This is a genomic window from Nocardiopsis algeriensis, from assembly GCF_014203695.1.
In the GTDB taxonomy this organism is placed as follows: Bacteria; Actinomycetota; Actinomycetes; order Streptosporangiales; family Streptosporangiaceae; genus Nocardiopsis; species Nocardiopsis algeriensis.
Genome location: NZ_JACHJO010000003.1, coordinates 18,341 through 36,636, shown reverse-complemented (window position 1 = coordinate 36,636; position 18,296 = coordinate 18,341). Strand labels below are relative to the sequence as shown.

General features: G+C 71.6%; 13 protein-coding genes, 1 tRNA gene and 2 pseudogenes. 6 read left to right on the top strand and 10 right to left on the bottom strand.

Annotated features, from left to right (window positions below; all coding sequences use genetic code 11):
- Positions 1-5: 5 nt before the first annotated feature.
- On the bottom strand, positions 6-2,345 hold the full coding sequence (cobT, locus tag FHS13_RS04720; protein WP_184288104.1) for a nicotinate-nucleotide--dimethylbenzimidazole phosphoribosyltransferase: 2,340 nt from the start codon (positions 2,343-2,345) through the stop codon (positions 6-8).
- 156 nt (positions 2,346-2,501) lie between these two features.
- Here cobT and FHS13_RS04715 point away from each other — a divergent pair, with 156 nt between their 5' ends.
- Positions 2,502-3,086 carry a GNAT family N-acetyltransferase gene (locus tag FHS13_RS04715; RefSeq protein ID WP_184288101.1) on the top strand — a complete coding sequence of 195 codons (585 nt, stop codon included), beginning with the start codon at positions 2,502-2,504 and terminating at the stop codon, positions 3,084-3,086.
- 55 nt (positions 3,087-3,141) lie between these two features.
- Here FHS13_RS04715 and FHS13_RS04710 read toward each other — a convergent pair whose 3' ends face one another.
- Entirely contained in the window at positions 3,142-3,429 is a 288-nt protein-coding gene (locus FHS13_RS04710) for a DUF6504 family protein (RefSeq protein WP_184288098.1), read from the bottom strand.
- A gap of 536 nt (positions 3,430-3,965) precedes the next feature.
- On the opposite strand from FHS13_RS04710, the gene FHS13_RS04705 reads away from it, so the two are divergent.
- Positions 3,966-5,999: a protein kinase domain-containing protein gene (locus FHS13_RS04705; RefSeq protein ID WP_184288095.1), complete on the top strand. Its 2,034-nt coding sequence runs from the start codon at positions 3,966-3,968 to the stop codon at positions 5,997-5,999.
- An 83-nt stretch (positions 6,000-6,082) separates the two neighbouring features.
- Complete coding sequence (locus FHS13_RS04700) at positions 6,083-7,048, top strand: quinone oxidoreductase family protein (protein ID WP_184288092.1); 966 nt, start codon at positions 6,083-6,085, stop codon at positions 7,046-7,048.
- 33 nt (positions 7,049-7,081) lie between these two features.
- Here the strand turns inward: FHS13_RS04700 and FHS13_RS04695 are convergent, their stop codons facing one another.
- The 3 genes from FHS13_RS04695 to FHS13_RS04685 all read right to left on the bottom strand — a co-directional run bounded on the left by FHS13_RS04695 (position 7,082) and on the right by FHS13_RS04685 (position 11,741).
- Entirely contained in the window at positions 7,082-8,146 is a 1,065-nt protein-coding gene (locus tag FHS13_RS04695; RefSeq protein ID WP_221442398.1) for an SPFH domain-containing protein, read from the bottom strand.
- Between the two features lie 53 nt (positions 8,147-8,199).
- Positions 8,200-8,640: an NfeD family protein gene (locus FHS13_RS04690; RefSeq protein WP_184288089.1), complete on the bottom strand. Its 441-nt coding sequence runs from the start codon at positions 8,638-8,640 to the stop codon at positions 8,200-8,202.
- 170 nt (positions 8,641-8,810) lie between these two features.
- Entirely contained in the window at positions 8,811-11,741 is a 2,931-nt protein-coding gene (locus FHS13_RS04685) for a penicillin acylase family protein (RefSeq protein WP_184288087.1), read from the bottom strand.
- Positions 11,742-12,047: 306 nt separating this feature from the next.
- Between FHS13_RS04685 and FHS13_RS04680 the strand changes: the two genes are divergently transcribed.
- Both FHS13_RS04680 and FHS13_RS04675 read left to right on the top strand, forming a co-directional pair.
- Positions 12,048-12,548, top strand: a complete 501-nt coding sequence (locus FHS13_RS04680) for a hypothetical protein (protein ID WP_184288084.1) — start codon at positions 12,048-12,050, stop codon at positions 12,546-12,548.
- Positions 12,549-13,445: 897 nt separating this feature from the next.
- Positions 13,446-13,518 (top strand) — tRNA-Arg (locus FHS13_RS04675).
- Positions 13,519-13,955: 437 nt separating this feature from the next.
- Here FHS13_RS04675 and FHS13_RS04670 read toward each other — a convergent pair.
- From FHS13_RS04670 to FHS13_RS04660, 3 genes and pseudogenes are all read right to left on the bottom strand, one after another.
- A complete protein-coding gene (locus FHS13_RS04670; RefSeq protein ID WP_184288081.1) occupies positions 13,956-14,315 on the bottom strand; it encodes a hypothetical protein in 360 nt (119 codons plus the stop codon).
- A gap of 10 nt (positions 14,316-14,325) precedes the next feature.
- Complete coding sequence (locus FHS13_RS04665) at positions 14,326-14,880, bottom strand: hypothetical protein (RefSeq protein ID WP_184288079.1); 555 nt, start codon at positions 14,878-14,880, stop codon at positions 14,326-14,328.
- 367 nt (positions 14,881-15,247) lie between these two features.
- Positions 15,248-15,634 (bottom strand): annotated as a pseudogene (locus FHS13_RS04660) (tyrosine-type recombinase/integrase); the annotation flags it as partial.
- Between the two features lie 54 nt (positions 15,635-15,688).
- On the opposite strand from FHS13_RS04660, the pseudogene FHS13_RS04655 reads away from it, so the two are divergent.
- A pseudogene (locus FHS13_RS04655) lies at positions 15,689-16,465 on the top strand (IS5 family transposase).
- Positions 16,466-16,821: 356 nt separating this feature from the next.
- On the opposite strand, the gene FHS13_RS04650 reads toward FHS13_RS04655, so the two are convergent.
- Both FHS13_RS04650 and FHS13_RS04645 read right to left on the bottom strand, forming a co-directional pair.
- On the bottom strand, positions 16,822-17,355 hold the full coding sequence (locus FHS13_RS04650) for a hypothetical protein (RefSeq protein ID WP_184288076.1): 534 nt from the start codon (positions 17,353-17,355) through the stop codon (positions 16,822-16,824).
- A 199-nt stretch (positions 17,356-17,554) separates the two neighbouring features.
- Positions 17,555-18,148, bottom strand: a complete 594-nt coding sequence (locus FHS13_RS04645) for an ATP-binding protein (RefSeq protein WP_246404567.1) — start codon at positions 18,146-18,148, stop codon at positions 17,555-17,557.
- Between the last annotated feature and the right edge of the window lie 148 nt (positions 18,149-18,296).

The following is an 18,296-nucleotide window of genomic DNA, read 5'->3' as shown; positions in this document are numbered from 1 at the left end:
CCGCGTCACGGGGCGGTGGAGACCCCGGCGTCGTCGAAGGTGGCGACGTCGCGCAGGACGCGGGCCGCGCTCTGGAGCAGGGGCAGGGCCAGCAGGGCGCCGGACCCCTCGCCCAGGCGCATCTCCAGGTCCACCAGCGGGCGCAGGCCCAGGTGCTCCAGGATCAGGCCGTGTCCGGGCTCGCTGGAGCGGTGCCCGGCGAAGAATGCGCTCACCGACTCCGGGGAGATGGCCGCGGCGGCCAGGGCGGCCGAACCGGCGATGACGCCGTCGAGCAGGACGGGCACCCGCAGCGCCGCGCCCCCGAGGACGAAGCCGGCCAGGGCGGCGTGCTCCAGCCCGCCCAGCGCGGCGAGCGTGCCGATCGGGTCACCGGCGTCGACCGGGTTGGCGGCCAGGGCGCGCCGCACGACCTCGATCTTGTGCTTGTACACGGTGTCGTCGGCCCCGGTTCCCCTGCCGGTGGCCCGCTCCGGGTCGGCGCCGGTGTAGGCGCAGACCAGGGCGGCGGAGGGGGTGGTGTTGGCGATGCCCATGTCACCGGTGATGAGGCAGCGGTTTCCGGCGGCGACCAGGTCGCGGGCGATCTCGATGCCGCTCTCGAGGGCCTGCATGGCCTGCTCGCGGGTCATGGCGGGGCCCTGGGTGAAGTCCGCGGTGCCGCGCGCGACCTTGCGCGGCAGCAGCCCGGGGGCGCGCGGCAGGTCGGCCGCGACGCCGACGTCGACGACGGTGACCTCGGCCCCCACCTGGGCCGCGAAGGCGTTGACGACGGCTCCGCCCCGGAGGAAGTTGTGCACCATCTGCCCGGTGACCTCCTGCGGCCAGGAGCTCACCCCTTGGGCGTGGACGCCGTGATCGCCGGCGAACACGGCGACGGCGGCCGGTTCGGGCACGGGAGGCGGGCACTCACCGGCGAGCCCGGCGAGCCGGACGGACACCTCCTCGAGGACACCGAGGGAACCGGGCGGCTTGGTCATCCGGTTCTGCCGGTCCCTGGCCTCCTCCACCGCACGGGTGTTCAGGGCTCCGATGGCGGTGATGGTCTCCTCCAGCAGGGTCGTGGGCTTCTGACCCGGCAGACCGCGGCGACCGTAGCGGTCGCGGTGCACCGCCCAGGACAGGGGGCGCCCCCGGGTCCATTCCGAGACACCCGGCCCGGGCTCGGGTTCGGCGGGGAACTCCTCGACGTAGCCCACGCACAGGTAGGCGACGACCTCCAGGTGGTCGGGGAGTTCGAGGGCGCGGGCGACGTCGTGCTCGTCCACGAGGCCGACCCAGCCGACGCCGAGTCCCTCGGCTCGGGCGGCCAGCCAGAGGTTCTCCACCGCGAGCGCGGAGGCGTAGGAGGCCGGTCTGGAGTGGCGTCCGGCCGCGTGGTGGACACCGCGGGCGGGGTCGACGGTGACCGCGATGTTGAGGGGCGCCTCCAGGACGGCCTCGACCTCGAGCCCGGGGACGGCGTGGGAGCGGGTGCCGGGCAGGGCCCGGGTGTACTCCTCGCGCTCGCGCGCGGCGAGGTCCCGGACGCGGGCGCGCAGGCCGGGGTCGTCGACGACGACGAAGTCCCACGGGCGGGAGCCGCCGATGCTGGGGGCCTGGTGGGCCGCCTCCAGGACGCGGGTCAGCACGTCGTCGGGGACGGGGTCGGGGCGGAAGCCCGCCTCGATGTCGCGCCGGTCGCGGATGGCCCGGTAGACGGCGGCGCGCTCGGCGTCGCCGTAGGCGTGTCCGGGCGCCGTCGCCGCGGACGGTGTCGGACGTGCCTGGGGCGGGCCCATGTGCTGGGACTCGGGCGCTGCTGCTTCGTGTAGGTGCATGCTCTGTTCTGGTTCGGTGGTCACGGAACCTCGGTCCGCGTCTCCCCCGGCGGCCGTCGCCGCCGGGGAGCCGGGTCCGGGCGGGCCCGGTTCCCGGGGGGCCGCGGAGGTCTCGGGTGCGGGGGGCGGAGAGGCGGGTGCGGAGGGCTCGGGAGCCGGCGCGGAGGCCTCAGGGGCAGGTGCCGGAGTCTCGGGCGCGGGGGCCTCGGGCGCGGGCGCGGGAGCCTCGGCGGCAGGTGCCGGGGGCTCGGCGACGGGCACGGTGGGCGCGGCGGGAGGCTTCGCGGCGGGAGGCTCTGCCGCGGGAGGTTTCGCGGCGGACGCCGGCGCCGGTTCGGCCGCGGGCTGCCTCACCTGCCGAAAGGGGTTCGCGGACGGGCCCGCAGCGCTCTGCGGCCGGGCTCCCCGACCGCTCTCGGGCAGCCCGTCGAGCAGGCCGCCGAACGTACCGGCGCTCGCGCGGGACGGCGGTTCGTGCCCGCCCTCCCCGCCGCGCCGGGCGTCCTCCCGGTCGTCGTTGGTCATGATCGCTCCCCATCGGGTGTGTCGACTGCCCGCTCAGTCCCTCATTTGTCCGTTAAGCGTAGTCCGAGAGCGCATGTGGAAAATCTGTGGGGGGCTTTCGGCTCCTGCACATAGGGTGAGCGCACACGCCGTCGATGACCTGGAGAAGGACCCAGCGTGAGCAGCACCCAGCAGAAGCCGATCCTGCCGTCCGTCATCCTGGAGACGGAGCGCCTCCGGCTGCGCGCCTTCGTCGAGGCGGACATCGACGACGTGTACGCGAGCTGCACCGATCCCCTCCTCCAGAGGTGGATCCCCCTCCCTGCCCCGGGCCTCCCCTACACCCGCCGGGACGCCGAGCAGTGGTGCCGTGAGACCGCCCCCGGGATGCGCACCGGCGGCGACGGCCAGCAGTGGGCCGTGACGGAGAAGGGCTCGGACCGCCTCCTCGGGTCGATCGGGCTGGTGCGCACCCTGTGGTCGGCGATGAACACGGAGATCGGCTACTGGTCCGCACCGTGGGCGAGGGGGTCGGGGTACACCTCCGAGGCTGCCGTGGCGGTCTCCCGCTGGGCCCTCGAACAGGGCTTCCGGCGCGTGGAGATCAAGGCCGCCCCGGGCAACACCGCCTCGTGCCGGGTGGCGGAGAAGGCCGGGTTCACCTTCGAGGGGGTCGAACGCAGCGCCATGCCCCTGCACGAGGGCCGCACCGACCTGGCCGTCTACAGCCTCCTGCCGGCCGATCTGGCCGCGGCGGGCTGACGGCGGGGGCCGGCGCCTCCGCACCCGCCCCGGGCACGCGTTCGCCCCCGGGCGCTCAGCCCCGGACCCGCGAGAGGAACCACCGTCCCGTCGGCGTGTCGTGGCGCAGTTCGTACACCCCCCGCGCGTCGGCCGCTCCCGCCTCCACCCTCCAGTGCCGGCGTTCGGGCACCTGGGCACTGCTCTCGGGCGACCAGTCCGTACGCAGGGTCACCCAGTGGTCGATGATCCTGCGCACGCCGTACACCCTGCCGTTCCACGTGAAGCGGACCGGACGCCCCTCGTCCTCGGTGACCGCGATCTCCGTCCTGTGGCAACGACCCACGGCACTTCCCCTCGGCATCGACCCCTCCGGGTTCGGGTACGGGCCGCCGGACCTGCTTCCCATGGGGAAGACACGAACAGGCGTTCGAACATGTGTTCCCACACTAGCGAATCCCGCGGCTCCGCGGAACCGTTTCGGCATCTCCGGCATCAGCGAATACAGGGGGCGGATCCCCTGGCGCGCACAAGCGCCCCGACCTGGCTCTTCCACCCGGCGGAAGCTCCGCGACACGGCGGACACCGGCATCGATACGCTTGTCGGGAGCCACCTCCCGGTCCGCACGAAAGATCCCGGCTCGCCCCCTCCTCCGCCCCGGGGCGGAGGATTCCCGTCCTGTGCCGCCCGGTCGCCCGGCAAGCGGCCGGGGCCGACGCGGTCGGCACCGGCCGGAGGGGAACCGGCCCGGTTTCCCCTGAGAAGAAGGAGGTTGCTGTGCTGGCTCGGTCCTCGCTCGGCACGTTCCCACGCCATGACCCCCCGCCCGGGCGCCCTCGCGGTCCGCGCGGCCGGACCCCCCTCCGCCCCGAAGGGCCCCGCATCCTCCGGAGGAAACCGTGACGTCGAACGGGCAGCACACCGGCAGACCCCTGCGCGCGAGCGATCCGCGCGCGCTCGGCGGGTACCGCATCGTCAGCCGCCTCGGCCGGGGCGGCATGGGCACCGTCTACCTCGCCGAGGACGCCTCGGACCGCCTCGTCGCCGTCAAACTGATCCACCCCGACCTCGCCGAGGACGAGACGTTCCGCCGGCGCTTCGCACGCGAGGTCGAGTCGGCCCGGCGCGTGGCCCGCTTCTCCACGGCGGGGGTGATCGACGCCCGGCTCGACGAGGAACCGCTCTTCATCGTCTCCGAGTACGTCCCCGGCCCCAACCTCCACGAGGCCGTCCGCCGCAGCGGCCCCATGTCCGGCGGCACCCTCGACAGCCTGGCGATGGGCGTGGCCGCGGCACTCACCGCCATCCACGGGTCCGGGGTGGTCCACCGCGACCTCAAGCCCGCGAACGTGCTGCTGTCGCCGGTGGGCCCCAAGGTCATCGACTTCGGCATCGCCCGGGCCCTGGACGGCTCCGACGGCGCGGCCACGCGCTCCAGCCAGCTCATCGGCACCCCCTCCTACATGGCTCCGGAGCTGATTCTCGGGGAGCAGCCGACGGCGGCCGCCGACGTGTTCGCCTGGGGCTGCCTGGTGGCCTTCGCCGGAACGGGCGCGGCCCCCTTCGACGCGCCCACCGTCCCCGCGGTCCTGCACAACATCTCCTCCGCCGAGCCGCGCCTGGAGGGCCTGGACCCGGGCCTGCACGACCTGGTGTCGGCCGCGCTCGCCAAGGACCCCGCCGCGCGGCCGACCTCCCCGCAGCTCCTGGCCCGGCTGACCGGGCAGGAGGAACCCGCACCCTCCGAGGTCGACCGCACCATCGTCCGCGGCTGGGATCCGCCCGGCGGCTCCCCCGTCGCGGGCGCTCCCCCCGAGAGCGCCCCCGTTCCCGGCCACCGGCCCGCCGACCGGGAGGCGCCCCCGCCTTCCGACGCACGCCTCCAGCCGCCCGCTCCGGCCGCGCCACCCGCTCCGGCCGCGCCGCCCACTCCGGCCGGGGCGCACGGGCAGCGCCCGCACGGTGGGGCGCCGGGCGGACACGGACAGGCGGCCCCTCCCCCGTACCCGGCCCCCGGGCACCCGTCCCCGCCGTACGGTCAGCCCGCGTTCGGCCCTCCTTCCGGGCCCGGAGCACCCCTTCCCCCGGCAGAGCCGAGGAAGCGGGGAAGAGCGATCGTGATCGGCGCCGCGGCCGTCGCCGCCGTGCTCGCGGTCGGCACAGGTGTCGTGGCGCTGATGAACGGCGGCCGTCCCGTGCCGGACTCCGTCCCCCTCTACGAGACGGACTTCAACGTCGACCAGGAGTGGCAGAACGACGGCTACTCCCCCGGTGAGTCGGACGGCTACTGGCCCGAGAAGCGCGGGCTCCTGCTGCGGCTGGAACCGGACGACGAGACCAGCCGGGGCATCCCCGCACCCGTGGAACCGCCCGAGGGCATGCCCGACGGGGTCGTGGTCAGCGCCACGGGATACGCGGTCGAGGGTCCGGGCGAGGCGGTGTTCGGCGTCCGCTGCTGGGACAGCGAGAACGACGGCACCCGCACCCAGTACGAGGCCCTGCTGCGCCACGACGGCCTGCGCGCCGAGATCCGCCGGATGAACGAGGACCAGGGCGACCGGACGCTCGCGCAGACCACGGAGGTGGACGGCTTCTCCCCCTACCCCCTCTACGACGAGGAGGCCCGGACCGACGACTACGATCCCCAGCGGCCCTACAGGTTCGACGCCGAGGCGGTGCCCACCAACACCGTCACGCTCTCCTGCCACCACCGCGCCGCCGAGGACGGGGCGGGCGAGCGCATGGAACTGTCCATGTGGGTCAACGGCGAGCACGTGCTGGAGGTCGTGGACGAGGATCCCCTTCCCGACCCGCCCGAGGACGAGGACGACCGCCGCCGGGTCGGCATCGTGACCCGCACGGGATCGGGGCCCGAACCCGTCGCCGTGCTCTACACGCACTTCGGCGTCGCCGAGATCACCGAGGAGTCCTGAGGCCCTCCGGGCGCGGTCGTGGCGGCGAACCGCGCCGGGCTGGCATGATGCGGGAAGATCCGGACCTGAGGAGCAGTGGTTCCATGCGCGCCATGGTGATCGAGGAGAACGGCGGACCCGAGGTCCTGCGGCCGAGCGAGGTTCCCGACCCCGTGCCGGGGCCCGGGGAGGTGGTCGTCGACGTCACGGCCCGCGGGGTCAACTTCATCGACATCTACCAGCGCAGCGGCCTGTACGAGGTTCCGCTCCCCTTCGTCCCCGGCATGGAGGCCGCGGGTGTCGTCACCGCCGTCGGCGAGGGCGTCGAGGACCTGTCCGCCGGGCAGCGCGTCGGCTGGGCGATGGCCCCGGGGGCCTACGCCGAACGCGCGGCGGTCAAGGCGTCCCTGGTGGTCCCCGTCCCCGACGGGGTGTCCGACGAGCAGGCCGCCGCCCTGCTGCTCCAGGGCATGACCGCCCACAGCCTGACCCACTCGGTCCACCCGGTCTCCGAGGGCGAGACCGTGCTGGTGCACGCCGCGGCGGGCGGTACGGGGCTGCTCCTCACCCAGCTGGCCAAGGCGCGGGGCGCCCGCGTCATCGGCACGGTGTCCACCGAGGCCAAGGAGCGGATCGCCCGGGAGGCCGGCGCGGACGAGGTCGTCCGCTACACCGAGACCCCCGTGGCCGAGGCGGTGCGCGAGCTCACCGGCGGCGAGGGGGTGGCCGCGGTGTACGACGGCGTGGGCCGGGACACCTTCGACGCCGGCCTGGCGTCGCTGCGCCCGCGCGGCGTACTGGTGCTGTTCGGGCAGTCGTCGGGGCCGGTGGCGCCGGTGGACCCGCAGCGGCTGAACGCGGCAGGCTCGGTGTACCTGACCCGGCCCTCCCTGGCCCACTTCGTGGCCGACCGCCAGGAGCTGCTGGGCCGGGCCGGGGACCTGTTCTCCCTGCTGGCGCAGGGCCGGCTGGACGTGCGGATCGGGGGGCGCTACCCGCTGGCCGACGCCGGCCGCGCCCACACCGATCTCGCCTCGCGCCGGACCAGCGGCAAGCTCCTGCTGGTCTGAGCTCACCGCGGCGGGGGCGGTGTCCCCGCCGCGCTACTCCCCGCTGCTGCGCTGCCCGGGCGGGGTGCCCGCCCTGCGCACGTCGCTGCGCGCGTCGTCGACCGCGCGCTGGGCCGCCTCGGCGGCGTCCACCGCGGCCTGCACCGCCGAGGAGCGGTGGGGATCGGGCGCGGCGATCTGGGCCGGACCGTCGCTGTCCTCCTTCTCCGTGGAGGGCGTGCCCGCGGCGGCGTCGCCGGCGAAGGCGTGGCTGACGTTCTTGATCGCCTCGGTGAACTCACCGGGGATGACCCAGAACGTGTTCCCCTCGCCCTTGGCCAGGTCCGGCAGTGTCTCCAGGTACTTGTAGGCGAGCAGCTTGGCGTCGGCGTTGTTGGCGTGCACGGCTTGGAAGACCCGCTCGATGGCCTGGGCCTCGCCGTCGGCGCGCAGAATGGCGGCCTGCTGCTCTCCCTGCGCCTCCAGGATGGCCTGCTGGCGGGCGCCCTCGGCCCGCAGGATGCGGGACTGCCGCTCGCCCTCGGCGTGGAGGATGGCCGCGCGCTTGTCGCGGTCGGCGCGCATCTGCTTCTCCATCGCCTCCTTGATGGTGGGCGGCGGGTCGATCGCCTTGATCTCGACCCGGTTGACCCGGATGCCCCACTTTCCGGTGGTCTCGTCCAGGACTCCGCGCAGGCGCGTGTTGATCTCCTCGCGCGAGGTGAGGGTGCGCTCCAGGTCCATGGAGCCGATGACGTTGCGCAGGGTGGTGACGGTGAGCTGGTCGATCGCCTGGATGTAGTTGGCGATCTCGTAGGCGGCGTCCTTGGCGTCGGTGACCTGGTAGTAGAGGACGGTGTCGATGTTGACGACCAGGTTGTCCTCGGTGATCACGGGCTGGGGACGCGAGGTGAAGACCTGTTCACGCAGGTCGAACTTGGTGTTGACGCGGTCGACGCCCGGGATGATGAAGTTCAGCCCCGGGCCCAGGGTCCGCGTGTAGCGGCCGAAGCGCTCGATGTTGTACGCCCGTGCCTGCGGCACGATGCGAATCGACGCCAGGGCGAGGGCGACGAGCAGGACGGCGATGATGGCCAAGGGTACGGCCGGGTCGATCATTTCTCAGCTCCTGGCCTGGGTGTCGGGAATGCGGCTGCGGGCCCGTACCGCGCTCACGGCAGGGGCTCGCGGGGATAGACCACGGCGGTGGCCCCGTCGATCTCCACGACGTCGACGTGTGTTCCGGCCGGGATCACCATGTCCTCGTCGATGCTCCGCGCCGACCACTCCTCCCCGGAGAGCTTGACCAGGCCGCTGTCGGCATCGACCTGCCGGAGGACGACCGCGGAGCGGCCCACCAGGGCCTGGGCCCCCGAGAGGACGCGGGGGCCTTTGTCGGACTGGCGCCGCACCAGGGGCCGGACGACGTAGATCCCGGCGGCGGCCGCGGCGGTGAACCCGAGGATCTGCACCGCCACCGGCAGACCGAGGGCGCCGAGCAGCGCGCCGGCCAGCGCGGCGACCGCCAGGAGCCCGAGCACGAAGGTCAGGGTGAAGACCTCGGCGATGCCCAGCGCAGCCGCGAGGATCAGCCAGAGCACCCAGGCGTCCATGTGCGGCCCTCCATCGGGTTGCGGGTACCCCTTATCTACCCGCACAACTCCCGCAGGGCAAGTGCTTTCGCGTCCCGGCGGCCCGCCGGGTCGGGGGGCTCCGGTTCCGGACGGCCGGACGCGGCCCCGGCCCCCTCGGGGGTTCCGGGACCGCGTCCGGCCCGCCCGCGCTACCTGCCGCCGGAGAACTGGTAGACGAGCTGGTAGGTGGGCCGGTTCTGCCAGGCGATCGGCCACATGTTGATGCCGCCCACGGCCTGGTGGATCACCGTGTCGGCGCACAGCTGGTCGCCGGCGTCGCAGTGGGCATCGCCCGGGTAGACCTCGCCCGCCGGGGTGGCGGCGGCCTCGGCGAGCGTGTCGAGCAGCAGGGTGCGGCACTCCTGCACGTCGCCGCCACCGCAGTAGGCCTCCTCGCCCAGGGGCCCCTCGACGCCGTGGCCGAGCAGGGTGCGCAGGTCCTTGTCCACGTAGGACCACCACCCGTACTGGAAGGCGGAGCCGCGGTGGGGCTGGCCCTGGTTCAGGCTGCCGGGCTCGCTGCCCCCGGTGGCGCCCGAGGGCGACTCGTCGGTCTGGGAGACCCGGGTCAGCTCGGTGTACAGGTCCTCGCCGAGCTCCGGCTCGAACTGGGCCCGCACCAGCAGCGGCCACCAGGCGTCCAGGACGCGGATGGAGTCGGCGTAGGAGTAGTAGCCGGCGTCGCGGAACGGCTCGCGCCGCAGCGCACCGGCCTCGTGCCACGTCCGCAGGCCCTCCACGGCGGAGGCGAGCTCGGGGTCCTCCACCTCCGCGGTGTCGATGACCTCCAGGAGCAGCGGCAGGACCTCCTCGGCGCGCAGGTCGGCCGTGCCCGCCTCCATCATCGTCCGGGTGAGGCTCGCGGTGGTGAACTCGTGCCCGCCGGCGATCAGCGAGGACACGCGCGAGTCGAGCAGGTCGCCGCGGTGCACCGATCCCGTGGACCAGCCGGAGGTGTATCCCTGTGCGGGCTTGTTGTTCCAGTTGACGATGTAAGCGGGGTCGACCGCCTGCGGGTGGTCCTCCGGCGGGTGGAGGTCGGCGTCGTTGGTCTGGGGGTCCCAGCCCGACCAGCCGGCCCCGGAGTAGGCGTCGACGGGCAGGTTGGGGTTGGTGCCCTCGGTCCGGACCGGGTTGGCGCCGGAGTTGACGAAGGCGATGTCCTCGTGGTCGACGTAGTGCCAGTTGAACGCGTAGCCGATGTCGGAGGCCGCGTCCGTGAACGTCTCGGCCGAGGTGATCTCGTCCGGGTCGTTGAAGCGCTGGAACCCGATGATCGAGTCGACCTCGTGCATGTAGGTGGAGCGCCGGGTCGTGAACGCGACGGGCTCCCCTCCGACGGTCGCGAAGGAGTGCACCAGGCCGAACTCCGAGCGCAGCGAGGTGAGCGTGTAGCCGCCGGCCGGGGTGCTGTCGGCGACCGTGGGCTCCCACGTGTTGGTGACGCTCAGCTCCTCGAAGGGCACGCAGTCGCCGGAGCCGTCGACGTAGGCGCGCGAACCGGTGGTGGGTTCGGAGCCGTCGGTCTCGCACAGCGCCACCGCGAAGGTGTCGGTGAGGTCCTGGCCCGCCGAGGTGGCGCTCCAGGCGTAGTCGACGCCGCGCCCCATCTGGACGTAGAAGCTCACGCCCGCGAAGGAGGCGCCCCGGGCGCTGATGCCCGGCCCCCGGAGTTCCTGCAGCATGAGGAGCTGGGGTGAGAAGTAACCGGTCTGGGGGCCCATGACGGCGACGGGGTTGCCGCTCTCGGTGTGCTCTCCCGAGACCAGGAGGGCGTTGGACATGCCGCGCGGGTCGGTGAAGCCCTCCGGCAGCACGCCGTCGTCGAAGATGCCCTCGGCGGCGGAGAGGTCGCCCTCCTCCACCATCTCCTCGAGTTCCTGCTGCTGGGCGGCCGGCAGGTCGTCGTTGGTGGGCGCTTCCTCCCCCTCCTCGGGGGCCTCGACCGCGGCGGCCGGGGGTTCGGCCGCCTCCGCCGCCCGCGCCCCGGTCGCCGCCGATCCGTGCTCGCCGTGGACGATGTCGTAGTACTCGACCGAACCGGGGTCGGGCAGGACCTCGCCGACGGGGTCGTCGGGCGTTCCGCTGTAGGGGAACTCGCCGGGGACGCTGACGACCGCCTCGGGGTCGTTCTCCATCCGCCAGGCCTGCCAGAGCTCCCGGCCCTCCTGCGCGCCGTAGCGGTCCTGGAATCCGGCCAGGACGACGGCGGACCGGACCTCGCCGCCGCCTCCGCCGCCGAAGATCCCGCCGACCATGGAGGCGATGCCGACGACGTCGGTGGCGGTGAAGGGTTCGATCTCGCCGGCGTTGGTGATGGCGTTCTTGTGGCCGGTCAGGACGTACTCGCCGGGGAAGTTGCGCCTGCGGTCGGCCTCGGCGATGTAGGCGTTGACGCCCTCCAGATAGGCGTCGACGTCGGCGAGGGCCTGCCGGCCCCTCTCGCCCTGCGCGGCGACCCGGTCGATCTGGGCCTGCTTGTCCTCCTCGGTGTAGGGGGCGCCCCGCCACAGGTCCTGCTCCATGCCCCGGTTGCCCTCGGCCCCTCCGGCGAAGGAGGTGAGCTCGCCCCGGCCGATCCGGCGCAGGACGTCCATGAGGAAGAGGCGGTCCTCGGCGGCCACGTACCCGGCGCCGAACATGGTGCCCTCGCGGGTGGTGCCCTCGACGTGGGGGATGCCGTGGGCGGCGTCGCGGGTGACGGTGACGTCGGCGCGCGGCCGGTAGGTGCGTCCGACGTCGTCGGGGTCCACTCCGAACGTGGCGTCGAGGAAGAAGTCGTCCAGCCCTTCCTCGGTGAGGCCGTCGTAGTGGTGGACGAGGTTGTCGTACATGTCCAGCTGGCTGGAGGAGTGCCTCGGCCGGGTGCCGAAGGCCTGGTGGCCGAGGATCTCCACGAGGGTGGCCGTGCCGTCCTGGCCGGCCGGAAGGATGTCGTGGCAGCCCTCGGGGGCGCAGTAGTCCGGGACCGGGTCGGCGGCGGCGGGGAGTGCGGGGAGCACGGAGACGGTGGCGGTCGCCACGGCGAGCACGAGGCCTGCGGCGCCCGCGCGTCTCCGGCGGTCGGGGGAAGGGGGCATGTGGATCACCACCTGTGGGTGCGGGCGATGGTCAGCGGCATGCTAAGCACGGGAACGGAAATCGCGAAAGAGTTTCATGTTTTGGCGGGGCGCCCGGACCGCACCGTCGCGTGGCCCCGCACAACGCTATGTTTGGCGTGACGTACGACACACACAGCGTGAACCTTCCGGGGCGTCCCCCGGCAGCCCCGCGCGCCCGCCCGGCCCGTGGCCGGAAGTGGCCACATCCGGCCAGAGCGTGCATTTCCGGCACCCGGTATCGGCCGACCCCTGATGCCTCCCCCCGCCTTTGAGAGAATCGAGCCCATGGACCAGCACCCCACCCCCGGCCAGGGCGAGCCCTGGCAGCAGCCGCACGACCCCGGCGCCGCGCACTGGGACGCGCCGCCCCAGCAGGGCTACGGCAACTCCCTGGAGCCCCACGGCGGTTACGTGCCGATGCAGCCGGACGCCCCGCACGAGGCCGTTCTCTGCACCATCGGCGACATCGCGTTCACCCAGACCACCGTCATCACCCCCGGCGGCCGCTTCCCCCTCAAGGGGAGCGTGTGGACGGTCACCGACATGAGCCGCACCGAACGCAGCACCCCGGTCTGGGCCATCGTCGTGGCGATCCTCGTCTTCTGGTGGACCTGCCTGCTGGGCCTGCTCTTCCTCCTCGTGAAGGAGCAGAGAACGAGCGGCCACGTCCAGGTCACCGTCCAGAACCACGGCCACTACCACGCGACCTCCGTCCCGGCCTCCTACCCCGGCCTGGCGGAGCAGATCAACCAGCAGGTCAACTACGCGCGCAGCCTCGCGGCCTGAGGCCCCACAGGGACCGGAAGGCCGTGCGGATCCTGGCTTGCGGCCCCGCGGGTTCCGGGCCGCGAAGACGCAGGTTTAATACGCAGAGTAACTATGAATACAGAGGGTGACGTAACTTTCCCGAAGGAGAGAGCTGATGCTCGTCACCCTTGCCCACATCGCCATCCTGCTCGGCCAGTGGTGGTACCTCTGAGCGCACGCCACGAGGGCTTCGCCGCTGCCCGGTGCGGGGTACGGGGGCGGCCGTGTGGGCCGAGCGGCTGCCCTCGCCCCGGCAGGTCGAGGCGGTGCCGGCGGCTCCGCGCTGCCGCACGAAGGCCGTTGGGGTGCTGCTTGCAGGCTCGTGTACGGCAGCCGGTGCAGGATGCGGGTGTGCGCTGCACGGACAGGTCCGCACAGGCCAGGGGCTCGGCGCGGGGCGCCGGCCTTCTGCTGCGGTGGCCGTCCGTGCGATTGCCCGCCGTGCCTTCGGCGTGGTACCGCACGCCGGCGTGCCTACCTGCTGCGGACCCACCGGCCGGGGCGTGGCAGTGTAGAAGGCGAGGCGCCTGCCGATCCCTCTTCCCGGGAGGCGGGGACACACCCCGCGACCGGACAGGGATCCGCATGCGGGCCCGGCCTGCCCGACGCCGAGCAGTTGGCGAAACACGTGGGCGCAGCGCCGCAACGGGTGTTAATCACCGGTAACGTTGTGTACGGGGTCACGGGAGACCGTTTTGGCGGGGCGAGTACGCCAACGAGGGACAACTACGAATCACCGTAGTTGATGAAGCTTTGCCCAGCCGTGGGCGGGATCGCCGGAATACCCTAGAATGTCTGCCCGAGACACCGTCAACCGCGGCACCCACCCGGCCGCAGGTTCCGTCTCCGGCACACCGCGGCCGACAACCGAATCAGGCACCCGTAGCTCAGTGGATAGAGCACCGGACTTCTAATCCGACGGTCGCAGGTTCGAATCCTGCCGGGTGCGCCCCAAAACCCCAGGTCATAGGGGGTGCGCGAGTCGAGCAGGCGAGACGCGCGGCCCTGATCGGGGTCTGAAATGCTCCGTGTGTGCTCCGCAGTGCAAGGTCCAGTACAGGTGGAGAAGCACCTCGCGGAGCATTTTGCCGTCCCGTAACACTGCGGGCGCGCCCCAAGTCCGACCCCGGGGTGGCCCAGTGCCCGCCCACCGACACAGGCGCCGCCCCGCGCAACGACAGCGCGGCCGCTTCCGCCGCCGCTTTCGCCACCTCCGGAAGCACCGACTGGTACTCGTCCTGCATGAAATGGACGGTCGTGTGGCCGAGTTCGCCCGAGGCCGCCTTCAACGTCCGACCCCGCCGAACGCGAGCGAGGCTGCCCTGTGGCGCGGCCCGCGCAACGTGATCGGCGGCAACCTCCTGCCCTGGAGGTGTCGGCCCTGCGTTAAACACTGCGATCGGTCCGCGGTGGAGCATCCGGCTGTGCGTACACCCCGGCCGGGCCGATCACCAAGTGCCGGTGGCCCTCCGGAGCGGTCTCGACGGCTTCCTCGATATGGACGAGGAGCAATCGAAGCGCACCGATCTCAGGGGTGGTGTCCGGGAACACTTCGCTGATGGCCTCCATGGACCGCAGATGCTCCCCCAGCGTGAGCGGATCCACATGCAACACGTACGGCGGATCCAGGTCACGGCCCTGCCACCGGCGAAGAAGGACACCCACCCGGTCTGGAGCCTCCTCGGCCGAGCCGTCATCCAGGTTGAGCCGGTGCACGAGTTCGGTGAACAGAAGTGTGTCGTGCATACGCCTTCGCTTACCCTCGCCGGGGATAGGCCGTGATGATGTTGCGTGACTCGTTGGCGACGGATACCACAGGCCGGTAGGTCCTGACGACGTTCCCGTCGCCGTCTCGAATCTGCACTGGCGCCGTGAACGCATAGGTGTCGTTCCCAGCCCTGTAGGAGACACTTTCGGGTGCGATAAGAATCTGTTCGATCGCGAAGTCAGCGAAAGACCTCCAGTTATCTCCTATCTGGGCGGCGATGTTGTTCCAGTCATCCATGTGCCTGTCCTTGATATGGCGATACCCCCAGCCTTGCGAGCCACATTTGAGGTAGGCGCTTTTTCCGGACGGGCCGCCGTTTTTAGTGAAAGTACGGACAAGCTTGTGGCTGTCGTCCCGCGCCCCGCAGGCCGCCCATGTCTGAGAACGCTCCTGCGACGGTCGGTATTCGACTCCGTTGATCTCTACGTAGTAGTCCTCGACTGTGGCCGCTGGTAGAACATGTGTGGCATGGGCCTGTGGCATTGAGCCAAGGAGGGCGAGTGCCATCAGGATGGCAATCACACCGGGGATCTTTTTGAGCATTTCGGGCGAACTCCTCGAATCCCGCATTCGATGGATGGAAGCACACCGGGCTCATTCCACGATCCGACCGCGAGAAACCCAGCTTCGCGAGGTGCGTATCCTTGTGCGCATGCCAATATGTCTCCTTGATGGGAGATCGTCCCAAGGCAGGAAGCTATGCTCGGATCACCCGAAAGAGACCTCACCACCGGTTTCGGAAGAAAACGGAGTGGAACCGGCTGCAAGGCCCAGCTCAGCCCAGGAGACCTTTGATCCGATGGTCCACCAGCCCCGGACGTGAGGAAGCCCCAGGCCAGAACGGGTGAACCCGTCTGCTGACCTGGGGTGAGAGCCGCTCCCTCGCTCCTGGTGTGCTCCCCGGTACCGTCTACCGCACCGGCACCAGACCACTCACCGGTGCCGAAGTGCCGCGTAGGAGCGCAGCGGTCGCCTCAGCCGCCGCCTTGGCCACCTCGGGGAACACCGTCTGGTAAGTGTCCTGGGTGAAATGGGTCGTGGAGTGGCCCAGCTCGGCCGAGACCACCTTCACGTCCGTGCCCGCCGCCAGCGCCATCGAGGCGGCCCCATGCCGGAGCCCGTGCAACGTGATCGGCGGCAAGCCGGCCGCGCGGGCGATACGGGCGAACCAGTCACTCACATGCGAGGGATGCCAACCCGTCCCGTCTTGGCGGGTGAACACCAACCCCGAGTCCTGCCACTCCGAACCCGCCTTGAGGCGGGCCTGGTTCTGGAACTTCTTCCAACTGTTTCGTACCGGGTTCTTTAGAGCTCATCTCATTTGGATTCTCGGTAATCTGGCCGCGTGTCGATGGTGGAACGCCTTGTGCCTGATGAGCTGTGGGAACTGTTCCAGCGAGTGGTGCCCGAACCGCCCACCCGTCCCCAGGGCGGTGGCAGGCGCAGACATGGCGATCGTGAGGTGCTGGCTGCGATCATCTTCGTGGCCACCAGCGGCTGCACCTGGGCCCAGCTCCCGCCCGTGTTCGGCCCGTCCGGGCCTACGGCACACCGGCGCTTTGCCGAGTGGACCCGGGCCCGGGTCTGGGCCAAGCTCCACCGGCTCGTGCTGGACGAACTCGGTGCCCGCGGCGAGGTGGACTGGTCGCGGTGCGCGATCGACTCGGTGAACATGCGAGCCCTCACAGGGGGGACCTGACGGGTCCGAATCCTGTTGATCGGGCAAGAAGGGGTCGAAGATCCATCTGATCACCGACCGGGCGGGTCTACCCCTGTCCGTGGCGACCTCGGGGGCCAACACCCACGACAGCCAGGCCCTGCAACCCCTGGTGCAGGGGATTCCCCCGATCCGGTCTCGTCGTGGCCCACGACGTCGTCGCCCGGCCAAGCTGCACGGCGACAAGGGCTACGATTACGCCCACCTGCGCCGGCGGGGGATCGTGCACCGCTTGGCCCGCAAGGGCGTGGAGTCCTCACAGCGGCTGGGATGACACCGGTGGCAGGTGGAGCGCACGATGGCGTGGCTGGCCGGGTGCCCCCGCCTACACCGCCGCTACCGGCCGACCACTTCCTGGCCTTCACCGGCATCGCCTGCACACTCATTTGTTACCGCAGACCCACCAAATGAGATGAGCTCTAAGTCTGGATTCCTACAGGCCCACCCGCAGGGGCGTTGACCTGCACTGATAACGGGCTGAAGGTGGGACGATCAAGGTGACCCCACCGATCGGCGGGGTCACTGGCCCCCGGAAGGGCCCACCCATCGGCGGCGTTGTCGGCCCTTTCCCGGCCCACCCTGGTCAGCTTCCCTCGGAGGCTTCCGGAACGCCTCCAGGCCGCTTCGACGGTCAGAGAAATCACCTCGGGTTCCTTCTTCCCGACCATTGACCGAGAAGTCCGCGACGACACCCTGCAGCTTCAGAGAAGCGTCGGAGGGCGTCTCCTCCCGCAGGAGGAGACGCCCCCAGTTCGTCCAGGTCTTTCTCAGCCCCGCAGCGCCAGATAGGCGCGGATGCGGTCGGTCAGCTCGGCGAACTCGTCCTCTACCGGCTCGGGCTCGACACCCGAAGCTGGGGCTGGGTAGTCCTCCGGTTCAGCCGGGCGGGGGCGAGGAACGGCCGCGAGGTTGAGGTACGGGCGCACCAGCGCCCCGGCGATCAGGTCGGGGGCGGTGTCCACCCGGTCCTCTTCCTCGAACGGGGCGGAGCGGCCGCGGTAGGCCTGTTCCCAGCGGGCCGAGGCAGTCGAGGCTCCTGCTGCCCAGACGTGCTGTTCGGGGAAGCCGGTCGGACCGGCGGGCAGGTTGCCACCTCGCCTGCGACGCTCAGAAGCATTGTTGGAGATCGGCGCTGCGGGCAACGCGCGCGGAACCCGGCGGGGCAGCCGGGGCGGTCGGGGCGGTCGGGGGATGAAGAGTGCGGCCAGGGCGGTGGCCAGCAGCACGGCAGCCAGGGCCCACACGCGCCCGGCCATGCTGTCGCAGGGCCGCCGGTGACGGCCGGTAGTAGGGTGTTCCACGGTCTCCTCCTGGTTGCATCAGGTGGTGATCTCGCCCCGGTCCGGTGTTGGAGCACCGGTCGGGGCACTTGTGTTTTTCAGATGTCGAGGCCTGCCTCGGCTCGGGTGTCCTTGGCCCGTCAGGAGCTGCGCTTCCCGCAGTGCCGAGCGCCTCTGGAGGCCCTCGCCCCGATTTCCGGGGGGTTCTTGAGGAGCCTTCTCAGGCGGCCTGGGTCCACCGGTTGTCGGTGAGGTCGTAGGCGAGGAAGAACCACACCTGCCGCAGGTCGGCGATGCCGTTGTCGCCCCACCCGGTGGCCAGGGCATCGAGCATGGCCAGCCCGCGCCCGTGCTCGGCCTCGAAATCCAACCCGCGCGGATCGGGAACCAGGGGATGGGTTTCCCCGGCCGGGGTGGTCCGGCCCGAGACATCGCCCTGGTCGGTGCAGGTGAGGTGGAGCCCACTACTGCGGCGTCGGCAGGTGAGCGTGTACCGGCCGTGGGGGCGTCCCGAGCGGGAGTGCGTCAGGGCGTTGTTGACCAGCTCCGAGCCGAGCAGGGTGAACAGGTGCCGGTAGTCGGCGTCGCGGTGGGCCGCGCAGGTGTTGAGGAAGGCACGCACCAGCGGGAGGAGTTCGAGGCTGGACCCGAACTCGTAGCGGCGGGTGGTGTAGGCGCCCCGGTCGGGGTCGTGGTGGAAGTAGTGCCGGGCCCGGGCGGGGACCAGGTCCCACAGCGGCAGGGTGGCCTGCGGCAGCGGCGGAAGGTCGATGATGCCCGGGTCACGGGGTGGTACGGCGCTCATGGGGACCATGGCGCGATTCCTTTCTCTGAGAGGAACGTCCGGCGTGTGCCGGCGCTCGGGCCTCGTGCTCCTTGTGCATGGCACGGAAGGCTTCAACACGTGCGCGTCCATCGAGGGTTGTAAAGCCAGCGGTGAGCAACCCGTCGGCCGTCTCCTC